This window comes from Streptomyces sp. V3I8, from assembly GCF_030817535.1.
Taxonomy (GTDB): Bacteria; Actinomycetota; Actinomycetes; order Streptomycetales; family Streptomycetaceae; genus Streptomyces.
Genome location: NZ_JAUSZL010000002.1, coordinates 3,390,142 through 3,410,886, shown reverse-complemented (window position 1 = coordinate 3,410,886; position 20,745 = coordinate 3,390,142). Strand labels below are relative to the sequence as shown.

The following is a 20,745-nucleotide window of genomic DNA, read 5'->3' as shown; positions in this document are numbered from 1 at the left end:
GTACTCTCCTCAGCGCCGACGGTGCGTTTTGTGTCACACCCACGCCGCAACGAGTTAGTTGCACATTGTACGGACGTGGACGCGCCCCGGTTTCAAGCCGTAACGTGCATTTCGCGCCGGATGCGGGGCAGGACCGCAACCGTCGATCGACCGATCGAGAGGCCACGACGCAGAGGGCCCGGTCCGCGAGAGCGGCGCCGGCTGGGCGCAATAAGGGGCGCGGTGCTGGGGGACGACGCGGAGCTGACCGCCGCGGTGCTTGCCGCACAGTACGGGGACGAGACCGCGTTCCGGACTGTGTACCGAGCCGTGCATCCACGGCTCCTGGGGTACGTGAGGACACTGGTCGGCGATCCGGACGCCGAGGACGTGACGTCCGAGGCCTGGCTGCAGATAGCCCGGGACCTGGAGCGGTTCAGCGGGGACGCGGACCGGTTCCGCGGGTGGGCGGCCCGGATAGCCCGCAACCGCGCGCTCGACCACATCCGCATGCGCGGCCGGCGCCCCGCCATAGGCGGCGACGAGACCGAACTCACCGGCAGGGCGGCCGAGTCCGACACCGCGGGCGAGGCCATCGAGGCCCTCGCCACCGGCCGCACCCTCTCCCTCATCGCCCAGCTCCCGCAGGACCAGGCGGAGGCCGTCGTGCTGCGCGTCGTCGTCGGCCTCGACGCGAAGACCGCCGCGGACACCCTCGGCAAACGGCCCGGCGCCGTCCGCACGGCGGCGCACCGCGGTCTCAAACGCCTCGCGGAGCTGCTCGGCGCGGATCCGGAATCTGCGGGCTCGCTGAGTTCGGTCCCCCCGCAGCGACCCTCGCACGAAGAGCCGCGTACCCGCGCGGTGACGTCCGCCGGTGTGACGCGTACGCCGTCGCGGACGCAGAAGGACATGTGATGGCCGACGAGCGCTGCGTCTTCCCGGGGGACGGTCCCCGGGCCCCCGGCCGGTGGCTGGACCGCGACACCGCGGAACGACTGCTGCGCGGAGAGCCGCTCGAAACCGCCGACGCAGGCGTCCGCGCCCAGGCCGACCGGCTCTCCGGAGCATTCGACGCCCTGATCGCGACGACCGCAGGCACCCCGTCCGCCGATACCGAACTCCCCGGTGAGGAGGCTGCGTTGGCCGCCTTCCGCACCGCGCGCACCGGCCGGGACGGCAAGGCGGCAGGGCAGGCCGAGCCGACCGGACAGGCGGGCCGGGCGGGACAGTACGGGCGGACCGGGCAGCCGGACCGTGGACCGCACGCCCGTACGAACACCGTCGCCCTCCCCCGGACCCCGGCACCGGGCACCTCCCTGGACGCGGGCCTGGTCCGGCTCGGCGGCCCCGGCCGGGAGCGCCGCGTCCCGTCGCTCTGGGGCCGCCCGGTGCGATACGGCCTCGCCGCGGCGCTCGCCGCCGGGATGATCGGCGGGGTCGCCGCGGCCGCGACCGCCGGTGTCCTCGCCTTCGGCGGCGAGGAACCGGAATCCGGCGCCTCCGCGACGGCGGCCGTCACCCCGGACCGTCCGTCGCGCACCCCGTCCCCCGCCGGGACCGACGGCGACGACCCGCGGTCCGGCGGCGCCGGCGCGCCGACGGCCGGGGGCGCGGCCCCGAGCGCAGGGGCGGAGGACGACACGGACCCGGGCACGGGCACGCAGCCCGGCTCCGAGGACTCCGGACGGGCCGGCCGGCCGGGTCAGCGGTCGGCCGGGCTCGCCGCCGCCTGCCGCGACCACCGCGACGGCGAGGACCTCGCCCCGGGGCGCAGACGCACCCTGGAGGACGCGGCCCACGGCGCCGCCCAGGTCGACGAGTACTGCAAGGGCCTGCTGAAGAACGGGGACCGCAAGGGCTCCGACGACGACTGGAGCGGCGTCGGGTCCGGGCGCGGCGGCCGAAGCGAGGACGGCGACGGCAGGAACGGCGACGGCGGCCAGGACGGCCAGGGCGGGGGCGCCGGCGGCGGTGCCGGGGCCGGCGCCGGGGGCGACGGCAAGGACCGCGGCGGCGACCGCGGCCACACGGGTCCGGGCACGTTCAAGGGTGACCGGGGCGGCCAGGAGGATCAGGGCGGCCGGGGGCACCGGGCGGGTGTGACGTTTTCAGCCGTCCCGACGCAGTACTGAACGAGCCGACTGGTCATCGGCTGGCGCACGAGCCGGGGTTCCCCCCGTACCCACGGCTCGGTGCACACAGGCGCGGGCGGGACACGTTCCCCCGGTCCCGCCCGCGCCCGCTCACCTCTCCCGCCGAGGGCGCGTCACCAGTAGACGACGACCTTGTCACCGTTCCTCACCTGCGAGAACAGTGCCGAGATCTTTCCCTTGTCGCGGACGTTCACGCAGCCGTGCGAGCCTCCGTAGTAGCCCGTCGCCGCGAAGTTCTCGGAGTAGTGGACCGCCTGGCCGCCGCTGAAGAACATCGCGTACGGCATGGGTGAGTCGTAGAGCGTCGACACGTGATGGCGCGACTTGAAGTAGACGTCGAAGACGCCCTCCCGGGTGGGGGTGTACTCCGTGCCGAAGCGCACCTCCATCGTCGAGACCGTACGGCCGTCGATCATCCAGCGCAGGGTGCGGCTGGTCTTGCTGATGCACATCACCCGGCCCGTCATGCAGCGCGGGTCCGGCCGCGCGGCCGGCTGGCCGCCCGACGCGTACAGGTCCCACTTGCCCGGTTCGCGGGTCATCCCGAGCAGCCGCCGCCAGGTCACCGAGTCCGTCGAGCCGGTCTGCGGCAGGCCCCGTTTGCCCTGGAAGCCCCGTACCGCGGCGGTCGTCGAGGCGTCGTACGTGCCCGTCGGTCCCTGGTAGAGCCACTGGACCTGACGCAGCCGGGCCTGCAGCTCCCGTACCTCCGCGCCCCGGTCGCCCGACGACCACAGGATTCTGGACGCCGGCTGCCCGGCGGGCTCCGGCCGCTTCGAGGGCTTCGCGTCGTCGGGGCCGGCGGGGGAGCGGCCGGCCGGAACCGACGACGTACCGGCCGGTGACCTGCCCGCCTGGTCGGCGGTCTGGATGGTGCAGCCGCTCATGGCCGCGAGCGCGGCCACCGCCGCCACCGCGGTCGTCGCCGCGACCGACATCCTCATGCCCGTTGTACGCATCCGAACTCCCCGCCACTCACCGGACTGGTTCCCCCACGGACCCGATCGCGAACCACGCGGCATTGTGTCGTACCCGAGTGCGACACTGCTTCCCATGCTTGGTGTGACCGACCTCCCCACCTATCTCGTGGGTCTCGTGCTGATCGTGCTGCTGCCGGGACCGAATTCGCTCTATGTGCTGTCCGTCGCCGCGCGCCGGGGCATCAGGACCGGGTACCGGGCCTCCGCGGGCGTCTGGTGCGGCGACGCCGTGCTGATGACCCTGTCGGCGGCCGGTGTCGCGTCGCTGCTGCAGGCCAACTCCCTGCTGTTCGGGATCGTCAAGTACGTGGGCGCCGGATACCTGACCTGGCTGGCGTTCGGGATGCTGCGGGCCGCGTGGCAGATGTGGCGGACCCGGGGCGAGCGGGACGAGGCCGCGCAGGCCGCCGCCCCGGCCGTCGCGGAGGAGCGGCCCTTCCGGCGGGCGCTGGTCATCAGTCTGTTCAACCCGAAGGCGATCCTGTTCTTCGTCGCCTTCTTCGTGCAGTTCGTGGATCCCGGATACGCGTACCCGGCCCTGTCCTTCGTCGTGCTCGGCGTCTTCGCCCAGCTGGCGAGCTTCCTCTACCTGAGCGCGCTGATATTCGGCGGGACGAGGCTGGCGGCGGCCTTCCGGCGGCGCCGGCGGCTCTCCGCGGGAGCCACCTCCGCCGCCGGCGCGCTCTTCCTGGGCTTCGCCGTCAAACTGTCCCTGGCCTCCTCGGTCTAGCCCCGGTCCGCTCCGGGTCCGCTCCCGGTCCGGCCCCTGGCCTCCTCGGTCCGGGCGGAGTTCCCGGCGGGGCCGGGGAGCGCGAGGCCCACGAGTGCCGCGTACCGCGCGAGTTCTCGGGCGGACCCGCCCGCCCAGCCCACGTACCCGTCGGGCCGGACGAGGAACAGCCCGGCCCCGTACGCCTCGTACGCGGGAACGCGGACCGTGCGGGCGCCGGGGAGGTCCGGCACCCCGGTGTCCGTGCCGACCGCGAGCAGCGTCCAGTGCGGGCCCCGGAAGGCGTCGAAGAGGCGGACGCCGCCGCGGATGCCGTCCGGCGCGCGGTCGCCCGCACGCAGGGCCTCCTCCGGCAGGTCGGTGCGCGTCTCCACCGTGAGCGGGGAGCCCCGGTAGCCGAGGCCGAGCTGCTGGGTGGCCGCCCCGCGCCGGACCTCGCCGCGGTGCACGCCGGTGGACAGGCCCAGCATCTGCGCGGCGACGGGCCGCCGCTCCTCCTCGTACGAGTCGAGGAGGGCGGCCGGGGCGTTCCCGCGCAGTACGGCCGCGAACTTCCAGGCCAGGTTGTAGGCGTCCTGGACGCTGGTGTTGAGGCCCTGGCCGCCGGCCGGTGAGTGGATGTGGGCCGCGTCGCCCGCCAGGAACACCCGGCCCTGCCGGAAGCGGTCCGCCAGCGCGGCGCGCGGCCGGAAGTCGGAGGCCCAGCGGACCTCGGTCACGTCGTCCTCGGTGAGATGGGTCCGGGTGGCGACCAGCTTGCGGATGCCGTCGAGGGACAGGTCCGGCTCGGCGGCCGGATCCGCGAAGCCGGCCATCAGCTGGAAGTCCTCGGTGCGGGGGAGGGGGCAGATCGCGAGGAGGCCGGCGTGACCGCCTCCGCTGCCGCCCGTGCCGCCTCCGCCTCCGCCGCCCGCGCCTCCGCCCGCGCCGTCGGTGGGCGGGAAGAAGTGCCAGTTGTCGCGGTCGAGTCCGGTGACGCGGATGTCCGCGACCAGGGCCGGGGCCGGGTCCACCGTCTCGCCGGTCATGCCGATGCCGAGGGCGCGCCGGACCGCGGAGCGGCCGCCGTCCGCGGCGACGGCGTAGCGGGCGCGCACGGGGGCGCCGTCCGTGAAGGTCGCCGTCACGCCGTCGGCGTCCTGGACGAGACCCGCCAGTTCCCGGCCGAAGGCGACGCTCCCGCCCAGCTCCTCCAGCCGGGCGAACAGGATCTCCTGCGTCCGCCACTGCGGCACCATCAGCGCGCTGCCCGCGTACGGTTCGGCCTCCGTCGCCGCCACCTCGTCGAACATCCGGTGCTCGCCCTGCCGTCGGCCGTCCTTCCAGATCATGCCGACGGGGTACTGGCCGCCGCTCGCCCGCAGCGCGTCCAGTACGCCGAAGTCGTCGAAGACCTCCTGCGTGCGCGGCTGGATGCCCTTGCCCCGCGAGCCCGGGAAGAGGGCGGCGGACCGCTCCACGACGAGGGCGCGCACCCCGTGCCGGGCGAGGTCGAGCGCGAGGGCGAGTCCGGTGGGTCCGGCGCCCACGACCAGGACGCCGACCGGTTCCTTAACGCTGTTAAGTTCCATGGGTCGAGGATGTACTTAACGGCGTTAAGTTGTCAAGGGGGGACCGCCGGATAGGGTGCGAGCGTGGCTGTGGGGAAGATCGACCGAGCGCTGGTGGCCGACACGGCGTTGCGTCTGCTGAACGAGGTCGGCCTCGAAGGGCTCAGCCTGCGGGCCATCGCCCGGGAGCTGGACGTCAAGGCGCCGGCCCTCTACTGGCACTTCAAGGACAAGCAGGCGCTGCTGGACGAGATGGCGACGCTCATGTACCGGCGGATGATCGCCGGCACCTCGATCCCGCCGGACGCGGACTGGCGCGAGCGCCTGGTCCTGGCCAACCGGGGCCTGCGCACGGCGCTGCTGGGCTACCGCGACGGGGCCAAGGTGTTCAGCGGCTCCCGCTTCACCGGCACCGAGCACGCCGTGCAGATGGAGGAGAACCTGCGCGCCCTGGTGGACGCCGGTTTCACACTGCGGCAGGCGGTGCACGCCTTCACCACCGTGTACCTGTACACCCTGGGCTTCGTCACCGAGGAGCAGGGCGTGTATCCGCTGCCGGGGGAGCGCCGCGAGGGGTTCGACGTGGCCGCCCGCGCGCGGATGCTCGCGGACTTCCCCCTGTCGGCGGCCGCGGGCACCACGATCTTCGAGGGCTACGACGAGAACTACGAGGAAGGCCTCATGCTGCTGCTGACCGGAATCGGGGCCCGCTATGGCATCGGCTGAACCGGACCGCCCGGACCCGGCCCACCCGGCCCACCCGGCCCACCCGGCCGACCCGCTGGCCGGGTTCGTGCCCGACCCCGCCGCTCGGGCCGAGCTGGCGCGGCGGATGTCCGAACTCGCCGGCCTCGTCGAGGAGGCCGGCGACGCGCTCGGGGAGATCCTGGCGGAGGTTCAGCGCGTGGGCGACGCCGGGGACGCCTCGCGCGGACGGGACAGCGCCGAGCGCAGCCGGGGGGCCAGCCGGTCCTCCACGTAGTGGTTCAGCAGCCACGCCAGGACCAGCATCGTCACCACCGTGAGCGGCGCCGTCGCGTACGACGGGATGCCCAGGCCCTGGTGGTAGGCCCTGATGGCGACCCAGCCCAGGTGCTCGTGGACCAGGTAGAAGGGGTACGTCAGCGCCCCGGCCACCGTCAGCCAGGGCCAGTCGGCCCGGTTCAGCCGGCCCAGCGCGATCGCGGCGACCGCCAGGAAGCCGAGCGTGACGACGAGGATGATCCCGGCCGAGGTCCGGTACGAGAAGAACCGCGGATCCGGCGCGTGCCACAGCTCCGCCACCGCGTAGTGCTGGCCGATCAGCCAGCTGACGCCCACGACGCCCCAGGCGTACGCGTCCCGCCGGTCGCGGTGGACCAGGTAGAGGCCGATGCCGCCGATGAAGAACGGCGCGTACTGGGGCATCAGGACCAGGTCGAGCAGCGGTTCGTGCGCGGCCTGCGCGATCGCCGCTGCGAGCGTCCAGCCCGCGCAGAACAGGATCACGCGCTGCCGGGTCGCCCCCGGCAGGACGACGCACAGCGCGAACAGCGCGTAGAAGCGGACCTCCGCCCACAGCGTCCAGCAGACCCCGAGCACCCGGTCGGCGCCGAGCGGCTGCTGCATGAGCGTGAGGTTCACCAGCGCGTCGCTGGGCGAGACGGCCTCGTACGCGACCACGGGCAGTGCGAAGACGGCCGTGACGAGGACGACCGCCGCCCAGTACGACGGCAGCAGCCGTGAGGCCCGCGAGGCGAAGAACGAGCGCAGGGTCCGCCCCCAGCCGCTCATGCAGATCACGAAGCCGCTGATCACGAAGAAGACCTGCACGCCCAGACAGCCGTACGCGAACCACGTGTGCAGCGTGGGGAACTGCAGCCGCGCCGAGCTGCCCCAGGCCCCGGTCACCTCGCCGCCCCGGCCGCCGTAGTGGTACGCGGCGACCATCAGCGCGGCGATCAGCCGGAGCCCGTCGAGCGCGCGCAGCCGCGGTACGCGCTTCGGCGGGAGTATCCGGGGCGGGACGGGTGGACTGTCGCCGGCCTCGGTCCCGGCGCAGGACGCGGGGGCGGGCGGCGAGTTCACGGTGCTCATCCGAGCGTCGCCCTCTTGAAGGACCGGGCGCGCTTGGCCACCCGCCGTACGGTCGCGTTGCGCGGGATGAAGGCGAGCTGGGCCGGCACCGCGCCGGGGAGGCCCAGCGAGGTGAGGCGCCGCCGCTTGAAGTACCGCCAGGTGTCCGCGTCCAGACGGCGCGTCAGGTAGCGCTCGGCGTCCGGCCGGCTGTCCGGGTAGATCTTGGGCTGCATCGCGAAGCCCACGGCCCGTACCAGCTCGCCCAGTTCGTCCGGGCCCATGCCCGGGCGCTGCCCGGCGACCGCCGCGCGGTCGGTGAGCTCGGGCAGCAGGGCGTCCACGATCGTGACCGGGACGCGGTTGCTGTTCTCGTACGGGGTGAGGCGTTCGAGGAGCGGCTCCGTGCCGATGCGGGCGACGGGCAGGCCGTACAGCGCGGAGGCGGTGAGCAGCGCGGTGGAGAAGCAGCCGACCACCAGCGCGGGACGCATCCGCTGGTAGAGCACCTCGGCGAGGACCGGGGTGTCGAGCACCGTGAGGTCGGCGCCGATCCGCCCGGCCTCCTTCTCCAGGGCGCGCGACCAGCGGGCCGGCGCGCTGGGGTGCGGCTTGAACACCAGGCGCTCGTGGCCGAGCGCGACGGCGCCCTGGAGCATCCGGACGTGCAGGTCCTCCTCCTCCTCGGCGGTGAGGATGCCGAGGGCGGAGAGGTACTGGCCGAGCAGCAGGGCCGGTTCGTCGACGGCGGGCAGTTCGTCGCCCGTCCTGACGAGTTGCGCGAGGACGTCGGTGAAGGCGGCCGTGGGCACGATCTCCGGCCCGACGCCGAACTCCGTGAGCAGCAGCGGGGTGAGCCCCGGCACCAGGTCGAGGTGGAGCAGGCGGTCGATGCGGGTGCCGACCAGCGGGTCGATCTTGCTGCGGGTGGGGCCGTAACTCATCAGGCCGTCCGCGTAGACGGTGACGGGGGCGCCCGTGAAGATCTGCGTCACACCGAGCGCCGGGTTCACCTGGATCGACTCGACGACCAGTTCCACGTCGTCGTCGCCGAGCCCCCAGGCGAGCCGCAGGTGCCGCTCCCACAGGGGTACGTCGTCGGGCCGCGGGGCCCAGCCGCCCGGGTGGAACGGGGAGATGGTCTCGTTCCACGAGACCACGTCGTCGAACCGGCCGCGCAGTTGCGTGAAGCCGGGCATCTCGTCGACGCCGGGTGTCGTCTCGGGCGTCGCGGAGTTGTTGGAGACGAGCAGCACGCGGCGGTCCGCGGGGCGGAAGCAGCCGGCGTCGACGGCCGCGGCGAGCGTCGCCGTGCCGTACAGCGTCGACGCCATGAAGATCTGGGTGCTCACGCGGACACCCCCGCCGCCGCGGGACGGCGGCGCAGCCGGCGCAGCCGCGTCGCGCGCTGCAGGTCCATGGAGTCGAGGGCGTCGTCGAGGACGTCCTGCGGCATACGCCGCAGTGCGACGGCACTCATCGACTTCAGTTTCCGTGCCACGGCCGGCTCGAACCTTTCGATGGATCCCAGGTGATGGGAAATAATTGCACAGTAGGTCCGCACGGCTTTCGGCAGGAGTTTATCGGCGTCCCGGTCCTGCGCGGTTTCGCTTATCACCTGGTCGAACGCCCGAATGAAATCCAGCTGCCGTACGTCACCGATCTGCGTCAGTGAGGAGGCGACACCGCGCCGGTAGAACACACCGAGCAGCCCCACCGTGGCGAACGACTCCGCCTCCCGGTGCAGCTTCCAGATCCACGGCCGGTCCTCGGCCGTGCGCAGTCCGTCGGTGAAGTGCAGCAGGCCCCGGTCGGCCAGCCGGCGGTGGTAGATGCCGGCCCACGCGTACGCGTAGTCGACGGACGTGGAGCGGTCGGCGGGCAGGATCGCCTCGCGCGGATCCAGCACGACACCGCGTCTGCCGTACGGCACGCGGTGGACGCTGCGAGCCCGCGCGGTGCACTGGACATGGTCCGTGCGCACGAAGTCGCAGCCCAAGCCCTCGATGGAGGCGAGCAGTTGACCGTAGTAGCCGGGGGCGAGCCAGTCGTCCCCGTCGAGGAACGTGAGGTACTCGCCACGCGCCGCGTCGATCCCTGTGTTGCGCGCGGTGGCCAGCCCTCCGTTCTTCTCGTGTCGGACGTGCACCGCGCCCGGGAGCTCGCGCTCCGCGCGCGCGAGGATGTCCGGCGTCCCGTCGCGGGAGCAGTCGTCGACGAGGATGAACTCGAAGTCGTCACGTGCGTTGGCACGCAGACTCCTCAGGGTGTCGGGCGCATATTGCTGCACGTTGTAGAACGGCACGATGACGGAGAGCTTGACCACCCGTGTGACGTTAGGCGGCGCCCCGGCATTCGTCTCGACCGGTGGTGGGATACCAGGTGAACGACGCGTGGCGGAATGGTGAACCAGACCTTATTGCGGACGGATCGGGGGCCGTGACGCCATTCGGCGATGTGCTGTTAACCCTTTGTTGTATTCCGGTTGGGCCGGGGATCGAAATAGCTTCCTAGCGTCTTCGGTGTGCCAGCAAGTACCGCGAAACCCCTGCGAGTGGCCGTCCTCGCCGATTCCGACACCCGGTGGAAATGGGGCGCGCTCACCGCGAACCGCATCGCACCGGCCGATGCGGACATCACGCTCGACGGCTACCTCCTGAGGGGCCGTGCCACCCCGACCGCCCGCCAGCTCGACGAGGTCGGCGTCCGCGCGGACTCCCTGCGGGAGGTCACCGCCGTGGAGTTCCTGCGCGAGATGGCCCGCGAGGACGCCGCGTACGACGTCCTCGTGCTCTCCCTGGTGGGCGGCGGCGTCCAGGCGATGCTGCACGGGCTCTCCCACCAGTGGCGGGAGAGCGCGGCGACGGGACGCACGAAGCGGCCCGTGGTCGTCACCGGCTACGTCGGCGTCGTCTACGAGAAGCTCGCCGACGGGCTGCTCCTGCGGCACGGCGCGGACCTCGTCCTCGCCAACTCCCGCCAGGACGCGGACCGGTTCACCGCCGTGTACGAGGGAGTGGGCGCCGACGCCTCCTCGGTGACCGAGGTCGCGCTGCCGTTCCTCGGCGGCGACCCGTACGAGAAGCACGACCCGTACACGGTCGTCTTCGCCGCGCAGCCCTCCGTGCCGGAGAGCCGCAAGGACCGTACGTACCTGCTGAACCGGCTCGTCCGGCACGCCAGGCTGCACCCGGAGCGCGAGGTCCTGCTGAAGCTGCGGTCCAGGCCCGGCGAGCACACCACGCACATCGAGGAGCAGCCCTACCAGCGCCTCGCGGAGCGGATCCCGGGCGGCCCGCCCGCCAACTTCCGCCTCGTGTACGGCCACATGGGCGAGGTCCTCGACCGTACGGACCTCCTGGTCACCGTCAGCTCCACGGCGGCGCTGGAGTCGCTGCACCGCCGCATCCCCACCGTGGTCCTCACCGACCTCGGGGTGCGCGAGTCGCTCGGCAACCACCACTTCGTCGGCTCCGGCTGCCTCGCCTCCTGGGACCGGCTGGACGACGGGCACGTCCCGGCGCCCGACGAGCGGTGGGTCGCCCGGCAGGGCGTCGCCGCCGGCGGTTCTGCCGCGGAGGGCGGCTCGTACGCGACGGCCTTCGACGCGGCCCGCGAGCGCATCGCCGAGCTGCTCGCGGGCGAGCCGCTGCCCGCCCTCGCCCCCTACTACACGCCCGCCACCGCGCCCGGCTACCTGCCCGGCATCCTCGCCCGCCACCACCTCGCGCCGGACGGCAGCCCGCTGCCGGGGGCGCCCGACGCGGACCGGGAGCCGGGGCCCGTCCGGCAGATCGTGCGGCGGGCGGCCCGCGGTGCCTACCGGCACGGGGTGCAGCGGGTGGCCCCGGTCATCCGGCGGATGGGGGAGCTGTGACGGTTCGCTCCGCGGCGGATGCCGTTTCGGACCTGCGGGTGCGCCGTGGCCGGGCGCGCAGTTCCCCGCGCCCCCTTCGGGGCGCCGTACGCCAGCCCCTCATCAAGGAGTACAGCCAATGACCATCTCGGAAGCGGGGCGGCTCACGTCCGTGCCGCGTGTGCTCGCGGTGATCCCGGCGCGGGGCGGGTCCAAGGGCGTTCCCGCCAAGAACCTGCTCCCCGTCGGGGGCATACCACTGGTCGCCCGCGCGGTGCGCGAGTGCCGGGCGGCCCGGCTCGTGACGGACGTCGTGGTCTCCACCGACGACCAGGCGATCGCCGCCGCCGCCCGGCAGGCCGGCGCCGAGGTCGTGCTGCGGCCCGCCGCCATCGCCGGCGACACGGCGACCTCCGAGGCGGCCGTCCTGCACGCCATGGCCGCCCACGAGGCGCTGCACGGCTCCGCCGTCGACGCCGTGCTCCTCGTGCAGTGCACCAGCCCCTTCATCGTCCGCGAGGACATCGACGCGGTGGCGGGCGCGGTCGTGGAGAACGGCGCGGACACCGCGCTGACCGTGGCGCCCTTCCACGGGTTCGTCTGGCGCGACGCCGACGACGACCCGGCCGCGGTGGACACCGGGGCCATCCGGTCCGTGGGCGGCGGCACGGCCGTCGCCGGCGCCACCGCCACCGCCACGGACGGCGGTTACGGGGTCAACCACGACAAGTCCTTCCGGCCGCGCCGCCAGGACCGCCCCCAGGACCTCCTGGAGACCGGCGCCGCGTACGCCATGGACGCGGCCGGCCTGCGCGAGCACAAGCACCGCTTCTTCGGGCGGACGGAACTCGTCCGCACCGACCCCGCGCGGGTCCTGGAGATCGACGACCCGCACGACCTCGCCCGTGCCCGGGCCCTCGCGCCGCTCTTCGACGCGAACAGGCCCGGCACCCTTCCGACCGCGGCCGACATCGACGCGGTCGTCCTCGACTTCGACGGCACCCAGACCGACGACAGGGTGCTGATCGACTCCGACGGAAAGGAGTTCGTCTCCGTGCACCGCGGCGACGGACTCGGCATCGCGGCCCTGCGCAGGAGCGGCCTGTCGATGCTGATCCTCTCCACGGAGCAGAACCCGGTCGTCGCCGCCCGCGCACGCAAGCTCAGGATCCCCGTGCTGCACGGCATCGACCGCAAGGACCTCGCGCTGAAGCAGTGGTGCGAGGAACAGGGCATCGCGCCCGAGCGCGTGCTCTACGTCGGCAACGACGTCAACGACCTCCCGTGCTTCGCCCTCGTGGGCTGGCCCGTGGCGGTCGCGAGCGCCCACGACGTCGTACGCGGCGCCGCGCGCGCGGTCACCACCGTCCCCGGTGGCGACGGCGCGATCCGAGAGATCGCCAGCTGGATCCTCGGCCCCTCTCTCGACTCCCTCGACAAGTAAGGAACGTCTCCACCATGAGCACCAACTCCCGTCTGCGCACCTTCGGTTCGAAGACCGCCGGCCCCGGCCACCCCGTCTACGTCGTCGGCGAGATCGGCATCAACCACAACGGCGAGCTCGAGAACGCCTTCAAGCTGATCGACGCGGCCGCCGAGGCCGGCTGCGACGCCGTGAAGTTCCAGAAGCGCACCCCGGAGATCTGCACCCCGCGCGACCAGTGGGACATCGAGCGCGACACCCCCTGGGGCCGGATGACCTACATCGACTACCGCCACCGCGTGGAGTTCGGCGAGGACGACTACCGCAAGATCGACGAGTACGCCAAGTCGAAGAACATCGACTGGTTCGCCTCGCCGTGGGACACCGAGGCCGTCGCCTTCCTGGAGAAGTTCGACGTCCCGGCCCACAAGGTCGCCTCCGCCTCGCTGACCGACGACGAGCTGCTGCGCTCGCTGCGCGCCACCGGCCGCACGGTCATCCTCTCCACCGGCATGTCGACGCCGAAGCAGATCCGCCACGCGGTCGAGGTCCTCGGCAGCGAGAACATCCTGATGTGCCACGCCACGTCGACGTACCCGGCGCAGGCCGAGGAGCTCAACCTCCGCGTCATCAACACCCTGCAGGCCGAGTACCCGAACGTGCCGATCGGCTACTCCGGCCACGAGACCGGCCTGCAGACCACGCTCGCCGCCGTCGCCCTCGGCGCCGCCTTCGTCGAGCGCCACATCACCCTGGACCGCGCGATGTGGGGCTCCGACCAGGCCGCCTCCGTCGAGCCGCAGGGCCTGACCCGCCTGGTGCGCGACATCCGCACCATCGAGGCCTCCCTCGGCGACGGCGTCAAGAAGGTCTACGAGTCCGAGCTGGGCCCGATGAAGAAGCTGCGCCGCGTGTCGGGCGTCGTCGCGGAGGCCGAGATCGCCGCGGCCGCCGGCGAGCCCGTCGCGGTCTGAACCACCGCCACCCCTTCCGGCTCCCACCCTTCCGATTCCAGGGAAGCGACGGTCGTACGTCGATGAGTCCCCGCGCCGGGTCCACCGGCCCCCAGTCACCCGCCACGCTGGCTTTCGTCGAAAGCCCGGTGCAGCTCCTGAACGTCCTGGAGTGGGCGCACGCGCACGCCCTGAAGGCGGCCGCCGCCAGGAGCACGGGCGAGACCTCCGGACCCCCGGGCCCGGAGCTGGGGGCCGGCCGGCCCGGCACGACCGGCAGGTTCGGCCGCTCCGGCCGGCCGGACACGTCCGGCGACGCCGGAACCCCCGAGGACGGCAGCGGGCTCACCCTGGTCGTCCTGTCGCCCACCGACCCGATGACCCGCGGGCAGCTGCGCCGCATGGCCGAGCTGGCCCGGGACGAGGGCTACGAAGTGCGGTGGGAGGAGGCGAGGGGCGGCACGACCGCTCCCTTCCACACGGTCGGCGGGCTCGCGCCCCTGCTGCGCAGGGCCCGGCGCATCGTGATGGGCGACCCCTTCTCGCGGTACGTGCAGTTGCTGCTGACCATCACCCGCGCCCGCGACCTGGTCGTCGTGGACGACGGGACCGCGACGATGGAGTTCGTCTCCCAGCTGGCGCGCGGTGAACGCCTGGTGCGCTGGCACCGGCGCGGCGGGCGCCCCGGGGCCCGGGACCTGGTCTTCGCACCGGTCTCGGCCCGGGCCCGCCGCCGGCTCACCCCCGGGGCGGGCCGCCGGGTGGAGGTCTTCTCCTCCATGCCGATCGCCGACACGCCCGAGGGCGTCGACATCACGGCGAACGACTTCGCGTGGACGCGGGCCCGGTTCGGCCCGCCCCGCATCACCAAGGGCGCCGACCTGGTCGGCACGTCCCTGGTGGAGACCGGGGTCGTCGACCCCGACCGCTACCTGGAGGCGGTGCAGGGCCTGGCCCGCACCTACGGCGCCACCCGCTACTTCGCCCACCGCCGGGAGAGCCCCGAGAAACTGCACCGGCTGGCCGTCGAGACCGGCCTGGAGATCGTCCGGCCGGACCTCCCTCTCGAACTGATCGCCCGCCGCGGCCCCATCGGCCGCATGATCCTGAGCTTCCCGTCGACGGTGGTCCACACCCTGCCGCTCGCGCTGGCGGGTACGGACGTCAAGGTCGCCGTCTTCGACATCGACCCGGCCTGGCTCACGGAGAACGCCTCCCCCCGGGCCCAGGGCTTCCTCTCGGGCGTCACCGACACGGCCCGGGACGCCCACCGCCTCTCGGCGATCACCGCCACCTGACCATCCGGGGCTCCTCAGGGGTCCCTGAGAGGTCCCTCAGAGGTCCCTCAGGGGCACGGGGGCCTGCCCGGCCGGCCCCTCAGCCGGAGTCCCCGGTGACCGGCGGCTTGCGGGCCAGCAGGAAGGCGCGCGGCAGCTTCTCGTCCTCGTACGGCTGCCGTTCGACGCGGGCCCGCTCGGGCAGCCCCGCCTCCGCCAGCAGCCCGGCCACCGTCTCCGGGCGCCGCCAGTGGCAGTCGAGGGTGACGGCGCGGCCGAACCGCTCGGTGAAGCGGGCGTGCCCGGCGCCCGTCTGGAAGGCCAGCAGGACGTGCCCGCCGGGGGCCGGCACCCGGTGGAACTCCCGGAACACGATCGGGAGTTCGTCGTCCGGGACATGGATCGTGGAGTAGAGCGCCGCGACACCGCCCAGCACGCCGTCCGGCAGGTCCAGGGCCGTCATCGAACCCACCTCGAAGCGGAGTTCCGGGTACGCCTCGCGGGCCAGGGCCACCATGGCCGGGGACAGGTCGATGCCGAACACCGGCACACCGAGACCGCGCAGGTGGGCCGTCACGTGCCCGGGCCCGCAGCCGACGTCGGCCACGGGCGCCACGGGCGCGGCGGGCGCGGGCATGGGGGAGGCCACCGAACCGGCCGGCACCGCCGCCCAGGACGCGGGCCCCTGCGTCCGTACGAGTTCCCCGAACGCGGCGAGAAGCGCCCGGTCCAGGGCCGGCCCGGCGAACCGGGAGGGGAAGGCCCGCGCGTAGTCCGCCGCCACCGTGTCGTAGGAAGCACGCGCGTGCGTGAGGAAGTCGGGTTCGGCCACGGCCGGTGACCATAGCGCCCGGCCCCCGCGCGGCCCGGGCCGGGCTCCACCGCGACCGTGTCCGGAACCGGGACCATGTACGGCACGGGACCGTGTCCGGCAGGTGAACAGAACCGTCCGGGGGTCCGTATGCGTGGTATGCGTAGAGAGCCTGTTCCCGGAGACCCGGGAATGGGCATCGCTGTTCGGCGGTTGTCCCACAAGGAAGACCGCTTGGCGTCCTTCGGCCCAAAAAGCCGGGCGAGTTTACCCAAGCCAGTCGATTCCCATGCGCCGCGCGGTCAATTTTTCTTTCCCAACGGGTTGAAATTTTGTTGATCGTAGGTCGTCGGACCGTCGCGTCGCCCTACCCTTCAGAGGGTGAACCAACTGATGTCCGAAGAGTCCGAGGCCACGCCGTCCGGGGAAGCCCCGTCCGCGCAGGCGCCGCTCGCCGGTGAGCTGTCCGAAGCGCTGCGCGCCGAACTCGTCGCGTTCCGACGTGACTTGCACATGCACCCGGAGCTGGGCAACCAGGAGTTCCGCACCACCGCCGCGATCAAGGAGCGGCTGGAGCGGGCCGGTCTGCGGCCCCGCGTGCTCGACACGGGCACCGGGCTCATCTGCGACATCGGCGTGCCGGACCCCGCCCTCCCGATGCTGGCCCTGCGCGCGGACATCGACGGCCTGCCCATCCCGGACATGAAGACGGGCTGCGCGTACCGCTCGACGGTGCCCGACCGCGCCCACGCCTGCGGGCACGACGTGCACACCACCGTCGTGCTGGGTGCCGCCCTCGTCCTCGCCGACCTGCACGACAAGGGTCTCCTCGACCGGGCCGTCCGCCTGATCTTCCAGCCCGCGGAGGAGGTGCTCCCCGGCGGCGCTCCCCAGGTCATCAAGAACGGCGGCCTGGACGGTGTCGGGCGGATCGTCGCCGTCCACTGCGACCCGAGGGTCGACGCCGGGCGTATCGGCCTGCGGTACGGGCCCATCACCTCCGCCTGCGACCGCGTCGAGATCCACCTGGACGGGCCCGGCGGTCACACCGCCCGGCCGCACCTCACCACCGACCTCGTCACCGCCGCCGCCCGGGTCGCCGTCGACGTGCCGGCGGTCGTCGCCCGGCGGGTCGACGCGCGCTCCGGCCTCTCCCTGACCTGGGGCCGCATCGAGTCGGGCCACGCCTGCAACGTGATCCCGCAGCACGCCGAGCTCTCCGGGACCGTGCGCTGCCTGGACCTCTCGGCCTGGCGGATCGCCCCCGACCTGGTGCACGCCGCCGTCGACGAGGTCGCCACGCTGCACGGGGCCAAGTCGGAGATCAACTACGTACGCGGGGTGCCGCCGGTCGTCAACGAACAGGACACGACCGACCTGCTGCGCGACGCGATGACCGCCCGGCTCGGGGCCCACTCCGTGGAGGACACCGAGCAGAGCCTGGGCGGGGAGGACTTCTCCTGGTACCTGGAGCAGGTGCCCGGCGCCATGGCCCGCCTCGGGGTGCGCACACCGGGCGAGCGGACCGTGCGGGACCTGCACCAGGGCGACTTCGACGCCGACGAGTCGGCCATCAAGGTGGGCGTCGAGCTCTTCACCGCCGCCGCCCTCCTCGACGCCCCGGTCTGACACCGGACCGCACCGTCCGCAGGGGCGAAGGGGTGCCCGGCCGGTCCCCCTTCGTCCGCTTGTGTCACTCGTACGTAACCGGCGGCGGACGTTCGTAACGGGCCGTCGGCACGAATCGGTAACGGCAGTGATGAACCCCGTTCCCCTCCCCTTCTACGCGCGTTACTGTGCGCCGCAGTCAGCGTCGGCAACGGCGCCGTTGGGGAATGTAAGGGGTGCTCTCTCATGCGTCGGATCTCTCGGGTTTCTCGGAGGACAAGGCTTTCCCAAGCCGCTGTCGCCGTCGCGGTCGTCGTCCTCACGGCCGCCGGCTGCGGCGACACCAGCAACGAGTCGTCGGACGGCGACAGCGGGTCCGACTCCGGGTCCGGCTACCAGGGCAAGGGCATCGGCCTCGCCTACGACATCGGCGGCAAGGGTGACCAGTCCTTCAACGACGCCGCCTACGCCGGGTTCGAGAAGGCCCGCAAGGAGTTCAAGATCGGCGGCAACGACATCGAGCCGAGCGACGGCGAGTCGGACGCCGACAAGGTGCAGCGCCTGACGCAGATGGCGAAGGCCGGCTACAACCCCATCGTCGGCGTCGGCTTCATCTACGCGCCGGCGGTCAAGGAGGTCGCCGCCAAGTACCCGAAGATCACCTTCGCCGTCATCGACGACGCCCAGGTCCAGGCGAAGAACGTCGCCGACATGGTGTTCGCCGAGGAGCAGGCCTCCTACCTCGCCGGTGTCGCCGCGGCCAAGGCCAGCAAGAAGGACCACGTCGGCTTCATCGGCGGTGTGGACATCCCGCTGATCCACAAGTTCGAGGCGGGCTTCGTCCAGGGGGTCGAGTCGGTCGACCCGAAGATCAAGATCGAGAAGCGGTACCTCACCGAGAAGCCCGAGGACGGCGGGTTCGCGAACCCGAGCATGGGCAAGGAGGCGGCCAGCGGCCAGATCGAGTCCGGCGCCGACGTGATCTACCACGCGGCCGGCCTGTCGGGCCAGGGCGTCATCCAGGAGGCCGCGTCCGAGAAGGTCTGGGCGATCGGTGTGGACTCGGACCAGTACAAGCAGAAGCCGCTCGCCGCGTCCAAGGACTGGATCCTCGGCTCCGCTCTCAAGGACGTCGGCGGCGCCGTCTACGAGGTCGCCAAGTCCGTCGTCGACGGGAAGCCGCTCTCCGGCGAGCACCGCGGTGACCTGAAGTCGGGCGGCGTGGGCTTCGCCGACTCCAACCCGAAGTACCAGGCGATGACCGACGTCGTCGAGGCCGTGGCGAAGGCGAAGGAAGACATCGTCAGCGGCAAGGTGACGGTCAAGACCGAATAGCGCTGCCGCGGCCGGTCGGCCGACCGGGCGACCGGGCGGGGCGGCGGGGGTGCGCTGTCGGGTGCCGCCCGGTGGGGGTCGCCCGCGCAGTTCCCCGCGCCCCTTGGGCGCCGGGGGTGGCCGCCGACTCGTACGCCTCGGGTGGCCGTCCGGCCTGTACGGACCGGGTGGCCGCCGGCGCGGACACCCGGGCGGGGCGGCGGGGGTGCGCTGTCGGGTGCCGCCCGGTGGGGGTCGCCCGCGCAGTTCCCCGCGCCCCTTGGGCGCCGGGGGTGGCCGCCGACTCGTACGCCCCGGGTGGCCGTCCGGCCCGTACGGTCGGCCGCCCGAGCGATCGCCCGAGCCGCCGCCCGGCCCGCACGGACCGGATGGCCGCCGACGCGGACACCCGGGCGGGCCGTCCGGCTCGCGCTGCCGGTCGTCCGCGGGCGCCGGATCGCCGCCCGGCCCGGCTGCCCGACCGCTACGCCCCGGGCGCCCACCGACACGCGCACCCCGGGCGGCGGCCCGGTGGTCCCGGCGCGCGGTGAGCGGATTCACCGTGGGCGCCCGCGCGTACCCGTCGGTAGCTCCATGAGGAGACAGCTTCCCAGGTCGTACGCCCCTTGCCTCCCGCAAGGGGCGTACGACGTTCCGTAGTCTGTACGGCATCCGCGGCCACAGCTCGATAACGGACCGGACAGAAGGGGTTTTCCGTCTGGTCTACGCGCGTTACGCTGCGGCGGAACCAGCGCCTGGTACGGGCGCTTGCACTAAGGAGTCACGTTCCATGCGCCGGGTGTCCCGAATTGCTGTCGCGGGCGTTGCGACCGCTACCCTCACCGCCGCCCTCGCTGCTTGCGGCGGCACGTCCAACGACGCCGCCGACAGCGGCGACGGCAAGAGCAAGGGCGTAGCCCTCGCGTACGACGTCGGCGGCAAGGGCGACCAGTCCTTCAACGACGCCGCCACCGCCGGCATGGAGAAGGCCGCCGCCGAGTTCAAGTACGGCTCCAAGGCGGTCGAGCCCACCGACGGCGAGTCCGACGCCGACAAGGTGCAGCGCCTGGCGACGCTGGCCAAGGCCGGCTACAACCCGGTGGTGGGCGTCGGCTACGCCTACGCGCCGGCCGTCGCCGAGGCCTCCGAGAAGTTCCCCGACACGACCTTCGGCATCGTCGACGACGAGACGATCAACAAGAAGAACGTCGCGGACATGGTCTTCCACGAGGAGCAGGCCTCCTACCTCGCGGGTGTCACGGCGGCCCTCACCACCAAGTCGAAGACCGTCGGCTTCGTCGGCGGCGTGGACATCCCGCTGATCCACAAGTTCGAGGCCGGCTACAAGCAGGGCGTCGCGGACACGAACCCGAAGATCAAGGTCGTCTCGCAGTTCCTCACCGAGAAGGCCGAGGACGGCGGCTTCGCCAGCCCCGACAAGGGCAGGACCGCCGCCGAGGGCCAGATCGAGGACGGCGCCGACGTGGTCTACCACGCCGCGGGCCTGTCCGGCCAGGGTGTCATCGAGGCCGCCGCCGCCGCCAAGGTGTGGGCGATCGGCGTCGACTCCGACCAGTACAGCCAGGACGCCCTCAAGGCGTACAAGCAGTACATCCTCACCTCGGCCACCAAGGACGTGGCGGGCGCGGTCTACAACCTCGCCAAGTCGGTCCAGGACGGCAAGCCCGAGACCGGTGTGGTGCGTGCCTCCCTCAAGACCGGCGGCGTGGGCCTGGCGGACTCGAACCCCGACTTCAAGGGGAACGCCAAGCTGCAGGAGGCCCTGAAGAAGGCCACCGACGGCATCAACGACGGCACGATCAAGGTGAAGACCTCGTAGTAACCGTGGTCAATCAGGCGCTGTAATGGCAGCGTTACGGTCGCGAAAACGGGGTGTGGGAAGGATGGCCTTCCCGCGCCCCGTTCGCGCGGCGGATGATCCGGGTCTGCCCGGGAGGCATGGATATGCCTGGATGTGCCCGGAACATCCGACTCCGCAGCAGTAGTCGAAGCAGGGGCGCTACGCGCGTAGACAGGCCCCTTTTCCAAGGAG

At 72.7% G+C, this 20,745-nt stretch carries 18 protein-coding genes; 12 read left to right on the top strand and 6 right to left on the bottom strand.

All coding sequences use genetic code 11. The features are described from left to right. Positions 1-222 precede the first annotated feature (222 nt). Positions 223-897: an RNA polymerase sigma factor gene (locus QFZ75_RS14880; protein WP_307537236.1), complete on the top strand. Its 675-nt coding sequence runs from the start codon at positions 223-225 to the stop codon at positions 895-897. After that, the gene (locus tag QFZ75_RS14875; RefSeq protein WP_307537234.1) at positions 897-2,114 is read left to right on the top strand and encodes a hypothetical protein; all 1,218 of its coding nucleotides are present in this window, start codon (positions 897-899) and stop codon (positions 2,112-2,114) included. The genes QFZ75_RS14880 and QFZ75_RS14875 overlap by 1 nt, the downstream gene beginning before the upstream one ends. A gap of 134 nt (positions 2,115-2,248) precedes the next feature. Here QFZ75_RS14875 and QFZ75_RS14870 read toward each other — a convergent pair whose 3' ends face one another. Continuing rightward, entirely contained in the window at positions 2,249-3,094 is an 846-nt protein-coding gene (locus tag QFZ75_RS14870) for a L,D-transpeptidase family protein (protein WP_307537233.1), read from the bottom strand. A gap of 94 nt (positions 3,095-3,188) precedes the next feature. On the opposite strand from QFZ75_RS14870, the gene leuE reads away from it, so the two are divergent. Further along, a complete protein-coding gene (gene leuE / locus QFZ75_RS14865) occupies positions 3,189-3,845 on the top strand; it encodes a leucine efflux protein LeuE (protein WP_307537230.1) in 657 nt (218 codons plus the stop codon). Here leuE and QFZ75_RS14860 read toward each other — a convergent pair. Then, positions 3,842-5,416, bottom strand: a complete 1,575-nt coding sequence (locus tag QFZ75_RS14860; RefSeq protein WP_307537229.1) for an FAD-dependent monooxygenase — start codon at positions 5,414-5,416, stop codon at positions 3,842-3,844. The genes leuE and QFZ75_RS14860 overlap by 4 nt on opposite strands. Before the next feature lie 63 nt (positions 5,417-5,479). On the opposite strand from QFZ75_RS14860, the gene QFZ75_RS14855 reads away from it, so the two are divergent. Continuing rightward, on the top strand, positions 5,480-6,121 hold the full coding sequence (locus tag QFZ75_RS14855) for a TetR/AcrR family transcriptional regulator C-terminal domain-containing protein (RefSeq protein WP_307537228.1): 642 nt from the start codon (positions 5,480-5,482) through the stop codon (positions 6,119-6,121). Then, positions 6,108-6,377 carry a hypothetical protein gene (locus tag QFZ75_RS14850; RefSeq protein WP_307537227.1) on the top strand — a complete coding sequence of 90 codons (270 nt, stop codon included), beginning with the start codon at positions 6,108-6,110 and terminating at the stop codon, positions 6,375-6,377. The genes QFZ75_RS14855 and QFZ75_RS14850 overlap by 14 nt, the downstream gene beginning before the upstream one ends. On the opposite strand, the gene QFZ75_RS14845 is transcribed toward QFZ75_RS14850, so the two are convergent. The 3 genes from QFZ75_RS14845 to QFZ75_RS14835 are packed head-to-tail and all read right to left on the bottom strand — an operon-like array spanning position 6,293 to position 9,776. Further along, entirely contained in the window at positions 6,293-7,471 is a 1,179-nt protein-coding gene (locus tag QFZ75_RS14845; protein WP_307537226.1) for an acyltransferase, read from the bottom strand. The genes QFZ75_RS14850 and QFZ75_RS14845 overlap by 85 nt on opposite strands. Further along, positions 7,468-8,802, bottom strand: coding sequence for a polysialyltransferase family glycosyltransferase (locus tag QFZ75_RS14840; RefSeq protein WP_307537224.1), 1,335 nt, complete (start codon positions 8,800-8,802; stop codon positions 7,468-7,470). The genes QFZ75_RS14845 and QFZ75_RS14840 overlap by 4 nt, the downstream gene beginning before the upstream one ends. Next, complete coding sequence (locus QFZ75_RS14835) at positions 8,799-9,776, bottom strand: glycosyltransferase family 2 protein (RefSeq protein ID WP_307537223.1); 978 nt, start codon at positions 9,774-9,776, stop codon at positions 8,799-8,801. The genes QFZ75_RS14840 and QFZ75_RS14835 overlap by 4 nt, the downstream gene beginning before the upstream one ends. Positions 9,777-9,974: 198 nt before the next feature. Between QFZ75_RS14835 and QFZ75_RS14830 the strand changes: the two genes are divergently transcribed. The 4 genes from QFZ75_RS14830 to QFZ75_RS14815 all read left to right on the top strand — a co-directional run bounded on the left by QFZ75_RS14830 (position 9,975) and on the right by QFZ75_RS14815 (position 14,980). Beyond that, positions 9,975-11,327 carry a DUF6716 putative glycosyltransferase gene (locus QFZ75_RS14830; RefSeq protein WP_307537222.1) on the top strand — a complete coding sequence of 451 codons (1,353 nt, stop codon included), beginning with the start codon at positions 9,975-9,977 and terminating at the stop codon, positions 11,325-11,327. Positions 11,328-11,445: 118 nt separating this feature from the next. Further along, positions 11,446-12,750 (top strand): N-acylneuraminate cytidylyltransferase, encoded by a 1,305-nt coding sequence (locus QFZ75_RS14825; protein ID WP_307537220.1) that lies wholly within the window; start codon positions 11,446-11,448, stop codon positions 12,748-12,750. A gap of 14 nt (positions 12,751-12,764) precedes the next feature. Beyond that, positions 12,765-13,703, top strand: a complete 939-nt coding sequence (locus QFZ75_RS14820) for an N-acetylneuraminate synthase family protein (protein WP_307537218.1) — start codon at positions 12,765-12,767, stop codon at positions 13,701-13,703. 62 nt (positions 13,704-13,765) lie between these two features. Next, complete coding sequence (locus QFZ75_RS14815; protein WP_307537216.1) at positions 13,766-14,980, top strand: hypothetical protein; 1,215 nt, start codon at positions 13,766-13,768, stop codon at positions 14,978-14,980. A gap of 79 nt (positions 14,981-15,059) precedes the next feature. Here the strand turns inward: QFZ75_RS14815 and QFZ75_RS14810 are convergent, their stop codons facing one another. Continuing rightward, complete coding sequence (locus QFZ75_RS14810) at positions 15,060-15,791, bottom strand: class I SAM-dependent methyltransferase (protein ID WP_307537215.1); 732 nt, start codon at positions 15,789-15,791, stop codon at positions 15,060-15,062. Between the two features lie 372 nt (positions 15,792-16,163). Between QFZ75_RS14810 and QFZ75_RS14805 the strand changes: the two genes are divergently transcribed. The 3 genes from QFZ75_RS14805 (at position 16,164) to QFZ75_RS14795 (ending at position 20,532) form a co-directional block, all read left to right on the top strand. Then, complete coding sequence (locus QFZ75_RS14805; protein ID WP_307537213.1) at positions 16,164-17,399, top strand: amidohydrolase; 1,236 nt, start codon at positions 16,164-16,166, stop codon at positions 17,397-17,399. A 225-nt stretch (positions 17,400-17,624) separates the two neighbouring features. Next, complete coding sequence (locus QFZ75_RS14800) at positions 17,625-18,713, top strand: BMP family protein (RefSeq protein WP_307537211.1); 1,089 nt, start codon at positions 17,625-17,627, stop codon at positions 18,711-18,713. 769 nt (positions 18,714-19,482) lie between these two features. Further along, entirely contained in the window at positions 19,483-20,532 is a 1,050-nt protein-coding gene (locus QFZ75_RS14795) for a BMP family protein (protein WP_307537210.1), read from the top strand. The last annotated feature ends 213 nt before the right edge of the window (positions 20,533-20,745 follow it).